Origin of the sequence: Streptomyces ruber (assembly GCF_014648075.1) — a bacterium.
Taxonomy (GTDB): domain Bacteria; phylum Actinomycetota; class Actinomycetes; order Streptomycetales; family Streptomycetaceae; genus Streptomyces; species Streptomyces ruber.
On sequence record NZ_BMQK01000002.1, the window covers coordinates 154,766 to 173,215 of the forward strand.

At 68.2% G+C, this 18,450-nt stretch carries 9 protein-coding genes; 5 read left to right on the forward strand and 4 right to left on the reverse strand.

Annotated features, from left to right (window positions below; all coding sequences use genetic code 11):
• Positions 1 to 495: 495 nt before the first annotated feature.
• The gene (locus tag IEZ04_RS05525) at positions 496 to 3,594 is read right to left on the reverse strand and encodes an FG-GAP repeat domain-containing protein (RefSeq protein ID WP_229820856.1); all 3,099 of its coding nucleotides are present in this window, start codon (positions 3,592 to 3,594) and stop codon (positions 496 to 498) included.
• 449 nt (positions 3,595 to 4,043) lie between these two features.
• On the opposite strand from IEZ04_RS05525, the gene IEZ04_RS05530 reads away from it, so the two are divergent.
• From IEZ04_RS05530 to IEZ04_RS05540, 3 genes are all read left to right on the forward strand, one after another.
• Positions 4,044 to 10,826 carry a polymorphic toxin-type HINT domain-containing protein gene (locus IEZ04_RS05530; protein ID WP_229820857.1) on the forward strand — a complete coding sequence of 2,261 codons (6,783 nt, stop codon included), beginning with the start codon at positions 4,044 to 4,046 and terminating at the stop codon, positions 10,824 to 10,826.
• 109 nt (positions 10,827 to 10,935) lie between these two features.
• The gene (locus IEZ04_RS05535) at positions 10,936 to 11,502 is read left to right on the forward strand and encodes a hypothetical protein (protein WP_189215537.1); all 567 of its coding nucleotides are present in this window, start codon (positions 10,936 to 10,938) and stop codon (positions 11,500 to 11,502) included.
• A gap of 60 nt (positions 11,503 to 11,562) precedes the next feature.
• Positions 11,563 to 12,375 carry a transposase family protein gene (locus IEZ04_RS05540; protein WP_229820858.1) on the forward strand — a complete coding sequence of 271 codons (813 nt, stop codon included), beginning with the start codon at positions 11,563 to 11,565 and terminating at the stop codon, positions 12,373 to 12,375.
• A 1,143-nt stretch (positions 12,376 to 13,518) separates the two neighbouring features.
• Here IEZ04_RS05540 and IEZ04_RS05545 read toward each other — a convergent pair.
• Together IEZ04_RS05545 and IEZ04_RS05550 are read right to left on the reverse strand one after the other, a co-directional pair.
• The gene (locus IEZ04_RS05545; protein ID WP_189215538.1) at positions 13,519 to 13,764 is read right to left on the reverse strand and encodes a DUF397 domain-containing protein; all 246 of its coding nucleotides are present in this window, start codon (positions 13,762 to 13,764) and stop codon (positions 13,519 to 13,521) included.
• A complete protein-coding gene (locus IEZ04_RS05550) occupies positions 13,761 to 14,621 on the reverse strand; it encodes a helix-turn-helix domain-containing protein (RefSeq protein ID WP_189215539.1) in 861 nt (286 codons plus the stop codon). The genes IEZ04_RS05545 and IEZ04_RS05550 overlap by 4 nt, the downstream gene beginning before the upstream one ends.
• A 201-nt stretch (positions 14,622 to 14,822) precedes the next feature.
• Here IEZ04_RS05550 and IEZ04_RS05555 point away from each other — a divergent pair, with 201 nt between their 5' ends.
• Positions 14,823 to 15,227 carry an ATP-binding protein gene (locus IEZ04_RS05555; protein ID WP_373296257.1) on the forward strand — a complete coding sequence of 135 codons (405 nt, stop codon included), beginning with the start codon at positions 14,823 to 14,825 and terminating at the stop codon, positions 15,225 to 15,227.
• A 169-nt stretch (positions 15,228 to 15,396) separates the two neighbouring features.
• A complete protein-coding gene (locus IEZ04_RS05560) occupies positions 15,397 to 16,887 on the forward strand; it encodes an ATP-binding protein (RefSeq protein ID WP_373296258.1) in 1,491 nt (496 codons plus the stop codon).
• A 161-nt stretch (positions 16,888 to 17,048) separates the two neighbouring features.
• Here IEZ04_RS05560 and IEZ04_RS05565 read toward each other — a convergent pair whose 3' ends face one another.
• On the reverse strand, positions 17,049 to 18,416 hold the full coding sequence (locus tag IEZ04_RS05565) for an FG-GAP repeat domain-containing protein (RefSeq protein WP_189215542.1): 1,368 nt from the start codon (positions 18,414 to 18,416) through the stop codon (positions 17,049 to 17,051).
• Positions 18,417 to 18,450 lie beyond the last annotated feature (34 nt).

Here is an 18,450-nt window from a genome sequence, read left to right on the forward strand (position 1 = left end):
ATCCGGACGGCGACCGCGACGACCTGACGGGTTGTCGGTCAGTGCCGCACGCACGGGCCGCGACCGCACTGCGGCGCGCGGTGCAGGGGTGGCGTGACGTCGCACGCGAGTCCGTTGCGATGTGTCCCTCGTCCCGTCGCGGCCCGTCCGCGGTGATCGGCACGGACACGATGCCTCGTTCGGCGTGCCGAGCCATCACCCCGACGGCCATGTCGTTGGCCGGGACGCGTCCCGCGCGCCTCCGGGGGCGCGCGCCTGGAGGCACAGTGACCGAATTCGTCGTCAGCGGGAACTGGAATAGGCCCGGGCCCTGCTCTTCAGCTCTTCGTCCCCGCCCCCCGCGCCCGGGACGCTCTCACCCTCACCCTCACCCTCACCTGGCACGGCGAGTCGAGCCGTTTCCCGAGTGCGCTGGGGGTGACGGGTACGCGCCCGTGAAGGAGCGGCCGGTCGCGCGGGGCGACCGGCCGCTTCGATGGTGCGTGGGATGTGAGATCAGGAGATCAGTTTGATCGCCTGCCAGCCGCTGGTGCCGGCCACTGTCGGTGGGCCGACCAGGCCGGTGCGTCGGCCCGGGACGAACTCAAGGCCCGCTGTCGTGTTCGACGTCGTGGTCCACAGGTCCGGGACGCCGTCGCCGTCGCTGTCGCCGGAGGCGGTGAACAGCGGGCGGGCGGTGGTGGTCCAGCCGGTGGCGTACGACGTGCGGCTGGAGCCCGCGCCCAGGGAGGCCGGGTCGGTGCCGCCGTCGGGGACGCCGTCGCCGTCCGCGTCGCCCGCGCTCTTGCCGCGGTAGACCCAGAGCTGGCCGGTGGAGGTGTTGCGGGCGATCAGGTCGGTGAAGCCGTCGCCGTCCACGTCGCCCGGAGAGGCGAGCTGCATGACGCCCCAGCCCGAGGTGCCGATCAGGTAGCCGGAGTCGACGGTTCCGTAGGCGTAGCCAGGCAGGAACCACAGCTGGTCGCCGACGACCGCGACGAAGTCGGGGTAGGACGACTCGCTGTCCGGGGTGATGTCGCCCACCGAGACGATCTGCTTGATCGTCGACGGGTCGAACGTCGCCTCGGTCTCCGGGTCCGGGAAGAAGTACACCTCCTGCTTGGTGTCCTCGGTGAACTCGCCGAGCCCGTTGTTCGGGTAGAGCCACAGCTTGCCGTCGGGGCGGCGGGCCACCAGGTCCTCGTAGAAGTCGCTGGTCCAGTCGCCGCGGTGGGTCAGCAGCGAGCCGTCCCAGCCACCGCCGGAGGACAGCGGGAGCATCGTGGCGACCTGACCGCCGCCCGTACCGCCGTACAGCCGCAGGTTGTTGCTGCCGTCGACGGCGAAGAAGTCCGGATTGCCGTCGCCGTTGACGTCACCCGGCTTGTCGGGGACGCCGGGGCTCTTGACGTAGAAGCGGTACGGGTAGATCGGGCCGGGATTGCCCCCGGCGTCGACCATGCGCACGTACAAGGTGTGCGGTCCCGGGGTGAGCGGGGTGATCCGTGCCGTCGCCGGGCCGCCCTTCGCGGCAGGCTTGGCCTCCGTGCTCGGCGGGGTGCGGTCCAGGCCGTACAGGTACTTGGTGGCGTCCGCCACGCCGTTGGCGCCGAACTCGAACACCCCCTCCGTGCGGGCCAGGGCGCCCTCGACCGGCTCCATGTCGGCCGTGGTCTCCGGGAACAGGTCGTCCTGGGAATCGACGGTCGGCATCACGGTCGGGGCGTTCGGGTCGAAGCCGAAGCGGCAGCCCGGCGCGCCCTTCGTCGGGGTCCAGTCGGAGGCGAAGGACGCGTCGGAGGGATCCTCCGCCTGCGCCTTCCAGGAGAACTGCCCCTTGCTGGCGCCGATATGGTCCTGCAGCGTCTTCTTGGGCACCGTCACACGCGCCTGGGCGCCTTTGGAATTGCCGGTGGTGACGGTGACCGTGACGCGCTTGTCGAAGATGATGCCGGGCGAGACGTCGTGCTTGCCGGTGGCCCACAGGTGGAACTGGACGTTGACCTTGCCGCCGTCCTGGTCCCACACCTGCGCCGTCAGCGTCACGTCGGTGTTGCCCAGCGTGACGTACGACGAGCCGTTGCCGCACTCGGTGCTGCTCACCCTGGTGCTGGGGATGGTGTCCAGCGCCCACGGGTTCTTCGGCGGACGGTTGAACTCCACGATCAGCTTGGCGTCCGGCTTGAACTTCTTCCAGCTGTAGGTGTCCTTGTCGTCCTCCGCCTTCTGCGGGGCGCGCAGACCGAAGGTCACGTTCGACCACTTGTTGGCGGCGGCCTTGACCGCCGCGTCCGTGGCGTCGAAGTCGACGGCCTTGTCCGGGCAGCCGACGTTCTCGTTGCCGTGCGCGTAGTCACGGCTGTCCTGCCGGGTCGCCCAGGAGGGCTGATTGCTCCACGTCGTCTTGGACGAGATGCCGCCGGTCAGCCACAGCTCCACCGGCTTGGCCGTGCAGGACCACGAGTGGGTCTCGGTGATCTGGAACTGGGCGTCCTCCACCTTCACGCCGGCGAGGAACTTCGAACCCACCCGGAAGAAGGAGCGAGCGGTGCCGCCGCTCGACGACTCGTAGCCGACACGGGCCTCGCTGGTGGTCCCGCCGTCCCAGCCCGTGCCGTTCCAGTAGCTGTCCGTCGGGTGCGGTTTGTAGGCGATCGTCCACGCCTCGCGCGTGCCGGTCATCCGTGGGTCGATGTAGACCGGGAACTCGGTGTCCGGCGCGCGCAGCAGCTCCTGGTCCGGAGTGAGCACGATCCGGCCGCCGGTGACCTCGACGTCGACCTTGCTGCTCTTGGTGCCGGGGGTGAGCGGGGACGGCTCGGACTCGGCCGCCGGGGCCTGTGGCGTGGTGTCGGCCGCGGTGCGTGCCGCCTTCGACGCGGGCGTGGGGGCCTGCTCCTCCTCGCGGGAGGAGTCCCACATCCGGGCCGTGGAGGTGGCGAACACCGTCTGGCCGGCCGCGTTCGCCGCGCGGAGGGTGCCCGTCTCGGCGTCCTGCTGCACGTCGAGGCCCTCGGTGCGCAGGCCGAAACCGACCTGTTTCAGTTCCGGACGGTCCGCCGCCTCGGGCGTCTTGACGATCAGCGCCTGGCTGAAACCGTCCACGCTGGCCCGCACCGCCAGGTCCACGCCCGGGAAGACCTCGGGATAGGTCGCGGTGACGCCGTCGAGCACCGGTTCGGGCAGCGGCGCCGGCCAGGTCAGGGCGAGTTCGCCGCCCCGGTCGGCGAGGGTCACCAGCTCGGTGTCGCCCCCGGCGGAGAAGGTGACGTCACCGGGCACGGCCGTGGGCCGGATCCGGCCGGCCGCCTCGGTGAGCGTGGTGTCCACCGGCAGCCAGCGGCCCTCCCGCTTCACCCGGACCGGCTGGGTGTGCTGGGTTGTGCGCAGGTTGCCGTTGGGCAGGGCGTGGGTCTCGCTGGTCTCGGAGCGGGCGGAGACGATCTCCACGGGGTCGCCGGTCTCAGCGGCCTGCCGCAGCGCGCGCTCCTCGTCGTTGCGGGGTGCCGTCGTGGAGTCGGTGTCCGCCGCGTTGGTGTCCGTCGCAGTGGTGTCCGCCGCCGCGGCGAAGTCGCTGGTCAGCGGAGTCAGACCCAGTGTGCCACCGGTGAGCACCGCGACGAGCGTAATTCCGCCCCATCGCCTGGAAAGGTGGCGTCTTCGGGATTGTTCTGGCATGGGCGAATCCCCCCGGAATCGTTGCCGTGCTTGCCTGCTTCGCGAACTCCGCCCGGAGTTCGCCGCAGCCCCTGGGTGCGGGCCGCAGCGCCGAACAGTACACGCCAAGTGGGCATTTCTTTGCCGATTGCTGACCTGAGTGGGGATGGTCGCATTGCCGTCCCATTGCTTGTCAGGTCGATCTTCACCGTTTACTGTGCGTCCGTTCACCGCTCGATCACACAGGGTGAGTTAGGGGGGGTCCGGTAGTGGACCAGCTGATAAGACAGCTGCGCTACCTCGGTCACTGGCATAGATCCGTGTCCCTTTTTGTGGGACTCGTTCTTTTCTTCGGGCTGGTGCCCGATGATGCCAATGCCGCGGACGGCAGTTCCCGACGTGGGGACGTGCAGCGCGAGAAGTCGGTCCCGGGCAGGGATTTCGACAAGAAGAGCCCGCCAGCGCGCGATGACGCCAAGGGCGCATTTCAGCCATCGGCCGGAAAGATTCCGGCCGATTCTTTTACGACTCTGGTCACCGGCCGGGACAGCAAGCTGCCCGAGCGGGCACCGCTGACCGGTGACGCCGGCCTCGGCTCGGCAGCGGCACGGACCGCCGTGCAGGACCGCATGGTGAAGGTCCGCCAGGCCCAGCCTGCGGCCGAGGGTTCCGGCAAGGGCGTGCGCACCCGTGGCGCGGCGCCGAAGCGCGCCACCGCCGACGCCGGTACGGCCGTCGACATCCAGGTCAAGGACCAGGCCACGGCCCGTAGGTCGGGCGTGAACGGGCTGGTGTTCACCGCGGCGCCCACCGCCGGCGGTCTGGCCCCGTCCGCCTCCGGCTCGGTGGAACTGGAACTGGACTACGCGTCCATCAAGGACACCTACGGCGGTGACTGGGGCTCCCGGCTCCGCCTGTACCGCCTCCCGGCCTGTGCGCTGACCACGCCCGAGCGGGAGGAGTGCCGTACCCGTACCGAGCTGCCCGGCGCCAACGACGCGGCCGCGCAGAAGGTCACCGGCACCGCCGACCTGGCCGCCGCGCCCACCGTGTTCGCCGCCACGGCGGCGGCCTCCGGACCCGGCGGCAGCCACGAGGCGACCTCGCTGTCGCCGTCCGGCTCCTGGATGGCCGGTTCGTCCTCCGGCGGCTTCGCCTGGACGTACCCGATCGAGGCGCCCGAGGTTCCCGGCGGCCCGCAGCCCGAGGTCGAACTGTCCTACTCCTCGCAGGCCGTGGACGGCCGTACCGCCTCCACCAACGCGCAGTCCTCCTGGATCGCCGAGGGCTGGGACTACGAGCCCGGCTTCATCGAGCGGAAGTACCGTTCCTGCTCGGACGACAAGGGCGAGGTCGACGGCAAGAAGCCGAACAACACCGGCGACAGCGGCGACCTGTGCTGGGGCTCCGACCACGTCGTGATGTCGCTGGGCGGCAACACCACCGAGCTCGTCAAGAAGGACGGCACCGACGAGTGGCGTCCCGCCGACGACGACGGCTCCCGCCTGGAGCGGAAGACCGGCGCCGCCAACGGCTCCAAGGACGGCGAGCACTGGGTCCTGACCACCACCGACGGCACGAAGTACCACTTCGGCCTGAACAAGCTGCCCGGCGCCCCGGACGGCACGGTCACCAACTCGGCACTCACCGTGCCGGTGTTCGGCAACCACCCCGGCGAGCCCTGCCACGCCACGGCGTTCATGGACTCGGACTGCAAGCAGGTCTACCGCTGGAACCTGGACTACGTCGTCGACCCGCTCGGCGACGCCATGACCCTGTGGTGGAACAAGTACACGAACCACTACGGCCAGAACATGAAGGCCGACCAGCAGGCGTCGTACGACCGCAACGCCCAGCTGTCCCGCATCGACTACGGCCTGCGCTCCGACAAGCTGTTCGGGACCCTGCCCGCCGGCCGGGTCGACTTCAAGCTGGCCGAGCGCTGCATCAAGACCGCGTCGTTCGACTGCGCCGAGTCCAAGCGGACCACCGCCAACGCCAAGCACTGGCCGGACACCCCGCTGGACCAGGAGTGCGTCGCCGACGCCAAGTGCACCGACAAGTTCTCCCCGACGTTCTGGTCGACCAAGCGGCTGACGAACATCGTCACCAGTGTGCTCTCCGGCACCGCGCTGAAGACGGTCGACTCCTGGACGCTGGAGCAGACCTTCCCGGACACCGGTGACGGCACCTCGCCGGCGCTGTGGCTGGAGTCCATCACCCGCACCGGACACGGCGCAGGCGGCACCGCGGCGATGCCGAAGGTGTCCTTCTCCAGTCTCCAGATGGACAACCGGGTCGACGGCGTCGAGGGTCTGCCGCCGTTCTCCCGGCACCGTATCCACGCCATCGACACCGAGACCGGCGGCCGGATCGCCATCACCTACTCGGACCGTGACTGCCGGGCCCTGTCGCCGCGTCGGATGCCGGCGTCCCCCGAGTCCAACACGCTGCGCTGCTTCCCGCAGTACTGGACGCCCAAGGGCGCCCTCAACCCGGTGCAGGACTGGTTCCACAAGTACGTCGTCACCGAGGTCCGTGAGGAGGACCTGGTCACCGACAGCCCCGCCAAGGTGACCTCGTACGAGTTCCTCGGCAACCCCGGGTGGGCCTACGACGACAGCGAGTTCACCGAGAACAAGCACCGCACCTGGTCGCAGTTCCGCGGCTACGAGCGGGTCCGGACCCGCCTGGGCGGCGGCGACGACGTCAAGCAGCTCACCGAGCACCGCTACTTCCGCGGCCTGCACGGCGACAAGCTGCCCTCCGGCACCCGGTCGTCCACCGTCACCACCACCGACGGCGCGGACTACTCCGACCTGCCGCAGTACCAGGGCCAGCTGCTGGAGCAGATCACCTACGCCTCCGACGGCGGACCGGTCGACTCCGCGACCGTCACCACCCCGTGGGCGGTGAAGACGGCCACCCGCACCCGTGCCGGGACCACGCCGCTCGAGGCGTGGATGACCCGCCCGGAGACCGTCCGCACCCGCGAACACGTCAAGGGCGACACCTGGCGCACGTCCACCGAGACCACCAAGTACGACAGCTACGGCCTGCCGTACCAGGTCCAGGACACCTCGCCCGGCGGCAAGGTCCGCTGCTCCACGGTCGAGTACGCCCGCAACACCTCGGCGTACCTGATCGAGCTGGAGTCGCGGGAGAGGACCACGCTCGGCGCCTGCGGCAGCACCGGCGGCGAGGTCGTGGAGGACACCCGCACGTTCTACGACGACCTGGCGTTCGGCGCGGCCCCCACCAAGGGCCTGCCCACCGAGGTCCAGGAGCTGAACGGCACCGGCGACGGCTACGTCACCATCGACAGGACGCAGTACGACATCCACGGCCGCGAGACCGCGACCTGGGACGCGGACAACCGCAAGACGTCCGTGACGTACACGCCGGCGACGGTGGCCCGCCCGACCCAGCAGCTCTCCACCGACCCCCTCGGTCACACGGAGACCACGGTGTTCGACGACGTCCGCGGCCTGCCGCTGACCGAGGAGGACGCCAACGGCAAGAAGGCCACGATGGAGTACGACCCGCTGGGCCGGCTCCTGAAGGTCTGGGAGATCGACCGCGACCCGGCGACCCAGACCCCCACCGCCACGTACGACTACACCATCCGCCGCGACGGCCCGACGATCGTCACCTCGCGGACGCTGAAGGACAACGGCGAGTACGCCGTGTCGTACGAGATCCTCGACGGCCTGCTGCGCGAGCGGCAGACGCAGGACAAGGCGATCGGCGCGGGCCGCATCGTCAACGACACCTTCTACGACAGCGCCGGCCGCGTGTGGAAGGAGAACGACGGCTACTTCAACGAGGACCAGCCCGAGCCGAAGCTCCTCCAGGTCGGTGACGAGAAGGTCCCGTCCCAGAACCGCACCACCTTCGACGGCTTGGGCCAGCCCACCGCCGAGATCACGTACAACCACGGTAACGAGAAGCTGCGCACGACGACCGAGCGGGACGGGGACGTCTCCACGACGATCCCGCCGAAGGGCGACACGGTCACGGCGTCGTTCGAGGACGCCGAGGGCCGCGTGACGCGGCAGCGCGAGTACACCGACGAGGCCCGCACCAAGTGGCGGGACACCCTCTACGAGTACGACGACCTCGACAACCTGCGCAAGGTCACCGCCCCGGGCGGTGCCGTCACCACCTTCGAGTACGACAAGCGGGGCCGGCAGACGGCGGTCACGGACCCCGACGGCGGCCGTACCGAGATGCGGTACGACAACGCGGACAACGTGGTGGAGTCGGTCGACCCGATGGGCCGGTCCCTGTTCACCACCTACGACGCGGGCGGCCGTCCGACCACCCTGCGCGAGGGCAGCGCCACCGGGCCCAAGCGCCTGGAGTGGACGTACGACACCCTCGCCAAGGGCTTGCCGACCGCGCAGATCCGCTACGACAACGGCCGTGAGTACCGCGAGGAGGTCACCGCCTACGACGACGCCTACCGGGTGAAGAAGTCCCAGACGGTGATTCCGGAGGAGGAGGCGGGCCTCAACGGCACGTACGCGTACGAGTACTCGTACACGCCCACGGGCAACCTCGCCTGGGTCTCCGTGCCCGGCGTCGGCGGCCTGATCACCGAGCGGATCGTCTTCCGCTACAACTCCGACGACCTGCCGATCTCCATCAGCGGTGCGTCCACGTACCTCGCGGGCGCCGAGTACTCGTCGTTCGGCGAGATCCTCCGCACGGACGCGGGCGTGGCCGGCAAGCAGGTGCACGGCAATTACACGTACGACGAGTTCACCCGGCGCCTCCAGACGGCCGCTTTCGACCGCTCGATCGCCCCTGCCTCCATCACGCAGACGCGATACGGCTATGACGAGGCCGGCAACGTAACCAAGATCACTGACGCTCCCGGCTCGGCGTCCGAGGGCACCGGCGGGACCGACACGCAGTGCTTCGTCTACGACCAGCTCCGGCAGATGACCTCCGCCTGGACGTCGAAGAAGGCGGACGACTGCTCGGCGGCCCCGTCGAAGGACACCGTCGGCGGCCCGGAGGCGTACTGGCAGTCGTTCCAGTACGACGCGGCGGGCAACCGCACGCAGCTCGTCGAGCACGACACGACGGGCGACACCGCCAAGAACGTCACGCGTGAGTACGTCTACGGCAAGACGGGCGTCGGCGGCCCCAACGCGCTGGCCGAGGTCAAGTCGACCGGCCCGCAGGGCCAGACGCTGGCCACCTTCGCCTATGACAAGGCGGGCAACACCACCGGGCGCCAGCACGGCGGCACCAACCAGACGCTCGAGTACGACGTCGAGGGCCAGCTGCGCAAGGTGACCCAGCCCGTCGAGGGCGGCGGCACCAAGACCACGTCGTACCTGTACGGCGCGGACGGTGAACGCCTGATCCGCACCGGCGCGGACGGCAGCCGCACGCTCTACCTCGGCGAGGCGGAGCTGACGGTCAACGCGAACAACACCAGCAAGAAGGCGGAACGTTTCTACGGGCTCCCGGACGGCTCCACCATGGTCCGTGCGACCGGTGGTGTCCGGCAGTTGATGCTGGCCGACCACCACGGCACGTCCCACACGGTCGTGGACATGGCGGACCCGGCGATGGGTGTGACCCGGCGCAAGTCGATGCCGTTCGGCGAGACGCGAGGGCTGCAGCCCACGTCGTGGCCCGGACAGCGGGGCTTCGTGGGCGGCACGGTCGACCAGGACACCGGCCTGACCCGCTTGGGCGCGCGTGACTACGACCCGGCCACGGGACGGTTCATCCAGGTCGACCCGATGGTCGACTACGGCCAGCCGGCCACGATGAACCCGTACGCCTACAGCAACAACGCTCCGGCCACCTTCTCCGACCCGTCGGGGGAGTTCTTCCCGGTTCTGATCGGTATCGCGGCTCGTATCGCCATCCAGGCGGCGATCCGTGCGGCGGCCCGTCGTGCGGCGATCATCGCGGCTCGGAAGGCGGCGCAGGCGGCGGCCCGTCGGGCGGCTGCGCTGGCGCGCAAGCGTGCGATCGAGGCGGCCAAGCGCGCGGCTGCGAAGGCCCGTCGGGAGGCGGCCCGGAAGGCGGCGGCGGCCCGGCGTGCGGCGGCGAAGCGGGCTGCGGCCCGGGCTGCGGCGAAGCGTGCTGCGGCGCGCCGTGCGGCGGCCCAGGCTCGTGCCCGGGCGGCGCGTGCGGCGGCGAAGCGTGCGGCGGCGCGGCGTGCGGCGGCGCGGAAGGCGGCGGCTCGTCCGAAGCCGCGGGCGAAGCCTCGTTCGCAGCCGAAGCCTCGGCCCAAGCCTCGGCAGGTGCAGCGGGCGGTGAAGAAGGTCGCCAAGGAGGTCAGGAAGGAGGCCAAGGAGACCGTCAAGGATGAGGCGCAGGGGCAGACCTGCAACAGCTTCGTGCCGGACGCCAAGGTCCTGATGGCCGACGGCTCGACCAAGCCGATCGAGAAGGTCAAGGTCGGTGACAAGGTCATCGCCACTGATCCGAAGACGGGGAAGACCTCCGTTCAAACGGCGACGGCGACGATTATCGGCAAGGGCAGCAAGGACCTGGTCCGCATCACGCTGACGGTCCACGACGGCTTCTCGTCCGCCAAGGCGACGACCACGACGGTCACCGCGACGGCCGGCCACCCGTTCTGGGTGCCGTCCCTGCGGGAGTGGGTCGACGCGGGTGAGCTGAAGCCGGGCCAGTGGCTGCAGGCGTCCTCGGGTACCTGGATCCAGATCGGCGCGGTCAAGGCGTGGACGGCGAAGAAGGCGACGGTTCAGAACCTGACCGTCACCGACGTCCACACGTACTATGTGCTGGCGGGGGCCACGCCGGTTCTGGTTCACAACTGCAACGAGAGCACATGGACTCCTGACGAGAACTACTCACCGGAAGCCGTTGCTGCCAGGAGCGCGGCGAACAAGGCGTACTACGAGACTCCGCAGGATATTCACGATCTTGTGAGTGATGTTGTCTCGAACCCGAACTACCCACAGCGAATGACAGGCCGCGCTGGCAACAGGCGCCCTGACGTGTATGGGGCTCACGGAGCTCCCCGAGCGGCTCAAAAGTGGAAAGGTTCGGCCATTTACGATAATGGTGACCCGCTCAGTCAGGCTCGCATTCTAGTCAACGGGAATGGAAAAATCGCCTACGTTGGGAGGGCCAAGGATGGATCGCATAACTATAATCAGATCATCCCTTATCCTTGGGCTACCCGGCCATAGGATTTCATAGCGGTCGGTGACCGCTAGCGGGGGCTGGTGTGGGTGGTTCTCGGGCCGCTTACATCAGCCCTCTGTGATATGCATTTTGGGGTTTCAGGTTATGAATGAGATGACACTCTCGACTTCATTTGCCAAGGCTGGGCTGGGGTTGCTGGGAACGGCCGATGTGGCTGATCCGCTTATTCCTCCAACTCTCGCAACGTTTGCGAGTAGTTGCTCCTCGGAGGATGGAGCATTTGGGGAGTCGGTCAACTTGGCAGATCCGGAGTTGTGGAGAAAAGCGAACTCTGAGTGGCATAGGCTGGCGCTACGTAGTGGACTCTTCAGCGAGGTTGACCCGCATTTTCTGGTGGCGGTCAAAGGTTCAGATGTCGACTCGATTCAGTGGTGGTGGGTGCGGGTCAAGTTGCTGGATGAGTGGGACATTGTTGGTGCGGGAGCGGCGTCTCGAATCCTTGGAAACGGTCCCTGTCAGCCTTCATTTGTCATGCTGTCTCTCGATGGCGGCGTCATCTTGAGATGTGACGTCGGGCAGGGATTTATCGATTTCAGTGTCGTGCGCGAACCCTACCGTGCTCAAACACTCCGACGGCATGGCGAATGGATGGCTGGTTCGCCGCGTGTCGATGAACTCACTCGTGCTGCGATAAGGCGCTGGCTGGACAGCCATGGTTGACCATTACATTGAGCCTCTTCCAACCTGACGGGTGGTTGGGTCGGCGCCCCGGTGGCGGGCATGAAGGAAGCTCCTGGTAGACGGGTTCACGACCAAGATCACCAGTTCGCCAGGAGCTCTCGTGCTTGTCTACCCGCCGCCATCGATCTGTCCAGCCGTACCCTGCAGCGGCTCGCCGGTCTGCTCGCGGGGCACCGGCGTCGGATCGGATTCCGCTGGCGCCGCCTCACCTGCGGCCGGCAGGCCCTGCTCGTCCTCGCGCACCTGCGCTGCGGCGACACCTACGCCCGCCTGGCGGCGGGTTTCCGCATCGGGATCGCGACGGTCTACCGCTACATCCGCGAGGCCGTCGATCTCCTGGCCTCGCTCGCTCCAACGCTGCAGCAGGCCATGGAGACGGTCCGAGGGAAGACGTACGTGATCCTCGACGGCACGCTCCTGCTGATCGACCGCATCGCCGCCGACCGCCCGTACTACTCGGGAAAGAGGAAGCACCACGGCATGAACGTGCAGGTCCTCGCCGACCCGGCCGGACGCCTGATCTGGGCCTCGCGCGCACTGCCCGGCGCCGTCCACGACCTGACCGCGGCCCGGACCCATAACATCCCCGCTGCTCTGGCCGCCGACAACATCAAGTACTGGGCGAACAAGGCGCACCAGGGCGCGAGCCCCACCATCCGCGTCCCGTTCCGGGGCAGAAACCTGCGCGGCTGGCGCCGGCGTCACAACCAGGACCATGCCAAGATCCGCAGCCTCGGCGAACGCGCCATGGCTGTCCTCAAGGGCTGGCGGCTCCTGCGCAAGCTCCGCTGCAGCACCACCCGCATCACCGCCATAGTCCGAGCCATCGTCGCCCTCGAACTCGCCAACTGATCAAGATGGAGCACCTTCAATGAACGTCGGGTACCTTACCCCGCAGCGGGAGTGGCTTGAGCACAGAGTCTATCTCGCTGATGATTCAGCGGAGGATGCCATCCGCCCCGCTTTGGCGGATGTCACTGAGATCGCACTCGATTTCCTACAGCGGCAGGCCTCCTATGCCGGTCTTGTCTCAGCTATGGAGTTGGACAAGGGGCAAATGTCGACCGCGTGCTGGAACGAAAGCCGCTCGCGTTGGCGTTGAAGGAAGCGTGAGGGAAGCTCATCGCGCGCTCAAGCCCATGAGGCGGCAAGTGGAGGAGGCTAGTTATCTGGCTCCTCGTTACCTGCGTTATCTGCAAGGCTTCGAGAGGGAGTTTCCGTTGAACTGAGCACGCAGAGCGGCACGAGGTGGTCGCGCTTGACATGGTATCCGGGAAGCGCGCGTCGAAAGCCTCCAGGCTTCACCCAGTCTCACAATTCATAATCGCTGCTGCGGATAGGGCGGCCACCTGGTGAGGATCATCTACATCGCGACGCGAGTAGTCGGGAAACGGGAGTTCGCTGCCATCATGACGCAGGGCGGCATTGTGTGTACCAATCTGGTGATTAGCCTTGATTCTGCATGAGGGTCCGTCAGCTTGCTGGCGGGTCCTTCTCGTTCGCTCGGTATCGGAGTTTCCGCTTGTCAGTGGCTCGACAGCCACCCTAGTCCGGGCTCTGACACACAGATCACGCAACGAAGCCGCCGGCCGTCAGTCAGTCGGCCCAGGGGCCGGTGTCTGCGCATCGCCTTCTTATTGGCCGTCGGCCGCATGACTGGATGAGCGGTAAGCGATGTCGGACGACGAGGTTTGCTGAGAACGGGCGGACTGGTAGCTGCAGTGACTCAACATTCTGTCGACACGGCGGACGCCCTCCGGCGGACACCACATTTAGCCGTCGTCACGCCTTATGGTGAGCGAGCTCAGCCCAGAGTCGACCGCGGCCAAGGCAAACGTAACCCGCCCTGCCGACGCTTCACCAAGCCGGTGAATTATGCGGTCACAGCACTGGCTTCGGCGGGCGATCGCCAATAGGCAGGGCACTCCAAGTCGGTGAACGGAAGTGTCTCCTTCCGGTTGGGTCCACAGGTGAGCACTTATGCGTGCGCAGGGGTCAGGCTTGCGTCGCGTACGAGAGGAAGGCGGTCCATGCCAGCGGAGCGAGGGTGAGTTGTGCGCCTCGTGCGACTTTGGAGTCGCGGACGTGGACGGTGCCGGGGCAGTTGGCCACCTCGACGCAATCGTCGCCTGAGCCGCTGCTGTAGGTGGACTTGTGCCAGGACAGTGCGACTTCTATGCAGTCACCGTCCCCGCCGCTGCTGTAGCTACTCTTGAACCAGGCTGGCTCTGTAGTGCTCATAGCGCTCCTCGCATTCGATGCAACAGACCCAGGGAATCGCCGAGGGAGAGGGCCTGGGAGCGCATCCTGGCATATCGCATCTGGAGAGTGCTGACGACCTTGGAACTGGTAATGAACTGGCCGCTCTCTTGCCCTTCGCAGTAGCCGAACCATCGGTTCTCCGGGGTTTCCAGCAGTCGCACGGGGCCGTGCAGGCCAGCATGGTCCTCCTGCACCTGCGGCATCACCTGTACCTCGACATTTCGCGCTTCGGCGAGTGCCAGGACATGGTCGATGAGCTGCCGTGTCACCTCCACCCCGCCCGTCCGCCGCAAGAACAAGTGCTCCTCCAGGATGAAGCTGAACGCCGTGTTCGGCCGCTCCCGCAGCAGCCGCTGTCGCTCCGCCCGGGCCACCCACTGAGCCTCGATCTGGTCATCTCCCAGGGGCGGCAGCTGGTTCACGAACAGCGTGCGCGCGTACGCCTCTGTTTGCAACAGGCCCGGGATCAGGCGGCATTCGTACGTGTGCAGGTTTACCGCCTCCGCCTCCAGCCGGGCCCACTGCCGGAACCAACTCGCCAGGCCCGGTTGCCGCGACAGGTGTCGTGCCGCACCTCGCAGTACCCCGAACGCGTCCAGGATCTCCTCCGCGCGCTCCACGAAGTCCGGTGGCGGGAAGCGGCGGCCCTGTTCGATGGACGCCACCGTGGGAACCGAGTAGCGCACCCTCGGGGCGAACTGCTCCTGTGTCAGGCCCGCCCGTCTGCGGAACCCCTTGACGACTTCGCCGAACGTGCGGAGGCTGTCCGAGACCTCCGGTTCCCCGCCGCCACAGCCACCGCCGAGGGCGCTCGTTCCGCCCGTACCGTCCGCCATGCCAGGACCCCTCCCGCACGCCCGCCGCGCCGTTCACGCGGCACTCGGACATGATTACGGTCAGTTACCTGTACTGTCCACCGCGTCCACTCCTACGCTGAGTCGGCGTACGAGTCCCTGACCTGGCAATCAGGTCGGTGACCAGGCCAGATTGTCGCCATGACGCTCCGCTCCACGCCTCAGCGACTCGTAACCGTACGTATGTTCACGCAGCGGTTCAGCTCCACCCCGCTCGGTGCGCGCCTCGCCCGGCACCTCGCGATGTATCGGCTGCATGACTGGGGCGTCCCGCGCGAGTGCGACTTCTCCCATGCGGCCGCGCTGCTCGTCGCCGAGCTGACCGCGAACGCCGTCACCCACGGCCGCGTACCGGGGCGGGACTTCGAGCTGCGGCTCACGCTGGACCCGTACACGCTGCGCGTCGACGTATCGGATGCGCGCGGTGAGTGCCGGCCCTCGGCGTCCGAGGATGTGGCCGTACCACCGGAGGGTGCCGTCGGCGGCCGGGGGCTGCTGCTCGTCGCGGCGCTGGCCGACCGATGGGAGGTGCTGGACCGGGTCCCGGTCGGCAAGACCGTGCGTGCCGAACTGGACCTTCGGTACTGACGTCGCTCGCCCGCCGGCTTCTTCTGGTGGCTGGGTGCCGACCCGGGAGCGGGTCGGGCGATGGTGTGTCCTTGCCGGACAAGTGCAGCTCGACCGATTCTGTCTAAGTAGACTTAGACAGAAGCCGTCGTAGTCCATCAGGCTGCTAGGAGCGCCCGTGGGGAAGAACATGCCGGCCAAGCCTGAGGACGTGGTCGATCGCGATCGTGAGTGGGACCTGCTCACCGAGTTCGTTGCGGATCCCGATCCTGCGATGCGACTCGGCATCGTGTCCGGGCGCAGGCGGCACGGGAAGTCGTATCTGCTGCAGGCGCTGTCCGAGAAGGTCGGCGGTCTGTATGTGACCGCGGTGCGGGAGGAGGGGCGGCTGCCGGCGATCCGGCGGTTCAGCGACGCCATCGCGGCTCACGCGGGGCTGCGGCCCGGCACGCTGCGGCTGGCCGACTGGCGTGAGGTGCTGTCCAATGCTCTCGACGTCACCGCTCGTTCCGGCACTCCGCTGCTGGTCATCGACGAGTTGCCGTACCTTCTCCAGCACTCGCCCGACATTCCCGGTCTGCTCCAGCAGCTCTACGACGAGCGTCAGCGCGGCACCGGTCCGGGCCCCGGACCTCGGGTGATCCTCTGCGGATCCGCGATGAGCGTCATGCACGAGCTGCTGTCCGGGACCAAGCCGTTGCGCGGTCGTGCGGTGATCGATCTGCGGCTGGGGGCCTTCGACTACCGGGCGAGCCGTGCCTTCTGGCAGATCGAGGACGCGATGACCGCTTTGCAGGTCCACGCGGTTCTTGGTGGTGCTCCCGGTTATCGGCCGGTGGCCGGTCGACCGGATCCGAGCGACGGATTCGCTCCGTGGCTGACCCGTACCCTCCTGGATCCCGGCCGGGCGGTCTACTCGCGTGCGGAGACGGAGTACCTGCTGCGCGAGGACCCCCGCATCACTCAGCACACCCTGTACTACGACATCCTCACCGCGATCGCTCGCGGGGCGACGACCCCCACCAAAATCGGTGCGGCCCTGGAACGTCAGCGCAACGCCGTCGCCCACCCGCTCGACGTCCTGGAGTCCACCGGTTACATCCAGCGTGAGCAGGACATCCTGCGCCCCCGCCACCCGGTCATCACGCTGGCCGATCCCGTCATCCGCTTCAACCAGCTCATCACGCTGCCCCAGGCGGCCGTCGTCGAGCAGGGCTTCGCCGAGCAGGCATGGCAGGCCGCGGCGCCGACCTTCAACTCCAGGATCCTTGGCCCGCACTTCGAGGACCTCGCCCGGACCTTCACCCGCCGGTACGCCCACACCCTGCTCCCCGGCGGCCTGCCCGGTCCGGTCGGCACCACCGAGGTGGCGGATCCGGCGGCCCGCACCAGGCACGAGGTCGACGTCATCGCCCTGGCCCTGGGTGAGCGCCCGCAGGCACCTCGCGCCAGGATCGCTCTCCTCGGTGAGGCCAAGGCCACTGCCGCTCGCCGCGGCACCGGCGACGTGCAGCGTCTGGAGCACATTCGCACCTTGCTCGCCGGCCAGGGCTATGACACCACGGGCACCACGCTGGCCCTGTTCTCCCTGCACGGCTTCTACCCGGATCTGGTCGAGTCGGCGGCCCGGCGTGACGATCTGCTTCTGGTGGATCTGCCGGCTCTTTACGGGATTGGGTGACCGCCGGCTTCGTCGGCACCGTGGCCTGGGCCTGCTCTTGCTGCCGTGCCACCGCCGTTGGTGCGCAACGGCATGAAGGTGCGTAGGTCAGGACGGTGTACCGCAAACAGCGGCCGGTCGCGCAGGGCGACCGGCCGCTCCGATGGTGTGTGGGTGTGAGGTCAGGAGATCAGTTCGATCGCCTGCCAGCCGCCGGTGCCGACCACTGTCGGTGGGCCGACCAGGCCGGTGCGTCGGCCCGGGACGAACTCCAGTCCCGCTGTCGTGTTCGACGTCGTGGTCCACAGGTCCGGGACGCCGTCGCCGTCGCTGTCGCCTGAGGCGGTGAACAGCGGGCGGGCGGTGGTGGTCCAGTCGGTGGCGTAGGCCGTGCGGTTGGCGTCCGCGCCCAGGGACGCTGGGTCGGTGTCGCCGTCCGAGTGGCCCGCGCTCTTGCCGTGGTACACCCACAGCTGGCCGGTGGAGGTGTCGCGGGCGATCAGGTCGGTGAAGCCGTCGCCGTCCACGTCGCCCGGAGAGGCGAGTTGCATGTCGCCCCAGCCCGAACTGCCGATCACGTAGCCGCCGTCGATCGATCCGTAGAAGGAACCCGGCAGATACCACAGCTGGTCGCCGATCACCGCGACGAAGTCGGGGTGGGACGGCTCGCTGCTGTTCGGGTTGATGTCGCCCAGCGAGACGATCTGCTTGATGGTCGACGGGTCGATGACTGTCCCGGTCACCGGGTCCGGGAAGAAGTAGACCTCCTGCCGGGTGTCCTCGCTGAACTCGCCCAGCCCGTTGTTCGGAAAGAGCCACAGCTTGCCGTCGGAGCGGCGGGCCACCAGGTCCTCGTAGTAGTCGCCGGTCCAGTCGCCCCGGTGGGTCAGCAGCGCATCGTTCCAGCCTCCCCCGGCGGACAGCGGGACCATCGAGTCGACCCGGCCGCCGCCCGTGCCGGCGTGCAGCCCAAGGTTGCCGGTGCCGTCGATGGCGAAAAGGTCCGGATGCCCGTCGCCGTTGAGGTCACCCGGCTTGTCGGGGACGCCGGGGCTCTTGACGTAGAACCGGTACAAGTACATCGGGCCGACGTTGCCTTCCGCGTCCTGGATGCGCACGAACAGGGTGTGCGGACCCGGGGTGAGCGGAGTGATCGATACCGTCGCCGGGCCGCCCTTCGTGGTGGGCACGGCCTTCTTGTTCGGGTGGTCGAAGTCCAGGCTGTACAGGTACTGGGTGGCGTCCGCCACGCCGTTCGCGCCGAACTCGAAGACGCCCTCGGTGCGGGCCAGGGCGCCCTCGACGGGCTCCATGTCGGCTTTGGTCTCCGGGAACAGGCCGTCCTTGGAGGTGACGGTCGGCATGACGTCCAGGCTTTGCCGTTCGGCGCTGATGCGGTGGCCCGCCTCATTCTGCGTCGACGTCGAGCCGGTGTCCGTGGCGGCGGTGGCGAGCGGTGTCAGGCCCAGTGTCGCGCCGACGAGCGCCGCGACGACAGCGGTACGGCTCCAGCGCCGGGCCGGGCGCTGTCTTCGGGATGTTGCTGGCATGGGCGAATCCCCCCGGAGTCGTTGCCGTGCGAAC